The sequence below is a fragment of the Polaromonas sp. P1_G4 genome (assembly GCF_056405475.1).
Genome location: NZ_JBFUCA010000816.1, coordinates 1 through 1,280 on the forward strand (window position 1 = coordinate 1; position 1,280 = coordinate 1,280).

A 1,280-nucleotide genomic window follows, 5' to 3' on the forward strand; every position below is an offset into this window, starting at 1 on the left:
ACGTATAACTGGTCGGCCCAGAGGCAATGTCCTTCGGCATTGCCGGGCGTCCAACATAATACGAGCGCATGATCGCCTCTTTCCCCAGTCGCACACGGCTCTTCGAGATGGGGGCCATTACAGTTTATCTTTCCGGCTGGATACTGGGCGGTAGAAATTTCTGGTTGGCACTTTTTGCATTCGCTCTTGCCGGAGGCTTGTTTATTGCGGCCTTCATGCGTAGCGAAAATGAGAAAAAGGGAGTGCTAAGTGCTGCTTTGGTCTCCGCAGCGTTTGTCATTCCAGCTTTGGTTGTCCTGTGGCAGTCTAAGGCCGATCTCCTCGAGATCGAGCGGTTCCGTGCGTACCTTGCGGACCATCGTTGTGAGTATGCTGGAGAAACGGTCGTGGGTGTGTCGCGAGGCGGGTGTAAATTTGAAAATTGTGCCGGGCCTGAGCCCATCGAGGACCAGCAATTTCTTTGCGCGACTACCGGAAAATACATAACACTCACTGGCTTTAAGGAGGGGAACTATGGGCAGTAGACAGCGGAGAACGTATAACTGGTCGGCCAACACGGACGCCTCACGGCCTCCTGTCGCGAGGCGCCGGTTACACGCACGTTAGGCCGCAGAAGATGCCACGCGCCACCGTCCATCTCGAATCGAATCTAGCGCTGCACCACTTCTCCGACGATCTTGTCTGGAGCTGCCGGCACCATGCTCGCATTGCTGAAACAGCGCAGATTCCTTATGAGGTATACGTGTCGAATATGGCCTGCGTCTTCAGCGCAGCATCGTTTCTTGAGGCACGCCTCAACGAACTCACAGCGCAGTGCACCGGACCTCTTGCAAAGCCACGTAGGCTTACCCCAGAACTTTGGCAAACCATGCATGACATGCGGAAGTCGCTTTCGCATGTTCAAAAGTGGGACCTAATCGCATCTGCCGCCGGCGGCACGGTCTGGCGCAGTGACAAAGATCCGTTTCAGAGTTACGACCTCCTCGTCTCTTTCAGAAACGAGATGGTTCACTACAAGGGTGAGTTCGGTGACGGCATTGATCCACCGATAAAGAAGATTCGCAGCCTGCAGAAGCGCCTGAAGGTTCCAGTGGAAGCCCTTCATAAAGAAGCTCCAAGAACAAGCTGGTTCGCATCACTTCTCTACAGCCCGCGTCTCGGGCGATGGACAAGCGAACTGGTTGACGACTTCGACATGCGATTCGATCACTTGCTTGCCGGAGAGCCGTTCTCAGATGAGAAAAGAAGTCTTTACGAGCTTCGCGCACTTGGCACAAACC

At 54.5% G+C, this 1,280-nt stretch carries 2 protein-coding genes; both read left to right on the forward strand.

What is annotated here, in order from left to right; genetic code table 11:
• Positions 1–68: 68 nt before the first annotated feature.
• Positions 69–524 carry a hypothetical protein gene (locus AC1D1X_RS23615; protein ID WP_477668239.1) on the forward strand — a complete coding sequence of 152 codons (456 nt, stop codon included), beginning with the start codon at positions 69–71 and terminating at the stop codon, positions 522–524.
• 92 nt (positions 525–616) lie between these two features.
• On the forward strand, positions 617–1,280 hold a 664-nt coding region (locus tag AC1D1X_RS23620; RefSeq protein ID WP_477699390.1), incomplete at its 3' end, for a hypothetical protein.

Bases quoted from the DNA above. Each gene is read 5' to 3' on its own strand.
- AC1D1X_RS23615 (WP_477668239.1), top strand. From the start codon at position 69: ATGATCGCCTCTTTCCCCAGTCGCACACGGCTCTTCGAGATGGGGGCC.